The sequence below is a fragment of the Pseudomonas sp. HMWF006 genome (assembly GCF_003061205.1).
Lineage (GTDB): Bacteria > Pseudomonadota > Gammaproteobacteria > Pseudomonadales > Pseudomonadaceae > Aquipseudomonas > Aquipseudomonas monsensis.
The window spans coordinates 1-500 of sequence record NZ_QAIU01000415.1; the positions used below are offsets into that span (position 1 = coordinate 1).

Consider the following 500-nt stretch of genomic DNA (forward strand, 5'->3'; position numbering starts at 1 on the left):
GATTGTCGGATTTGCCGACGACGAAGCGCTGTTACCCGACGAAGACGGTGTGCATCCGGGCATGCGCCTGCTGGCCGAATACTTTGCCTTTGCGGACAAATTCCACTTCTTCGACCTGCCCTTGCGCGGCGTGACCAGCGACAGCCAGACGCTGTATCTGTACATCGTCTTCGATCGCGCTCCGGGCAGTCGCCTGCATTTGCAGGCCAGTGATATCGCCCTCGGTTGCGCCCCGGTGATCAACCTGTTTCCGCGGACCTCCGAGCCGCTGCGTCCCGATGGGACCCACAGCGAATACCGCCTGATTGCCGACAGCCACCGCGAGAACAGCGTCGAGATCCACAGCATTCGCGGCATGCGCGCCAGCTCCAGCGCGGGGGTGCAACGCTTGCCGGCCTACTACGGCAGTCAGCACAGCGGTGGCGATCAGCAGCGTTACTGGCATGCACGACGGGTCAGCGGCATGACACCGAACCGCCTCGGCAGCGACCTGTTGGTCA

1 protein-coding gene is annotated in these 500 nt (G+C 63.4%); it reads left to right on the forward strand.

What is annotated here, in order from left to right; translation table 11 throughout:
• Positions 1 to 500, forward strand: a 500-nt coding sequence (locus DBR24_RS32550; protein ID WP_371921308.1) for a type VI secretion system baseplate subunit TssF, incomplete at both ends; no start/stop codon positions are given.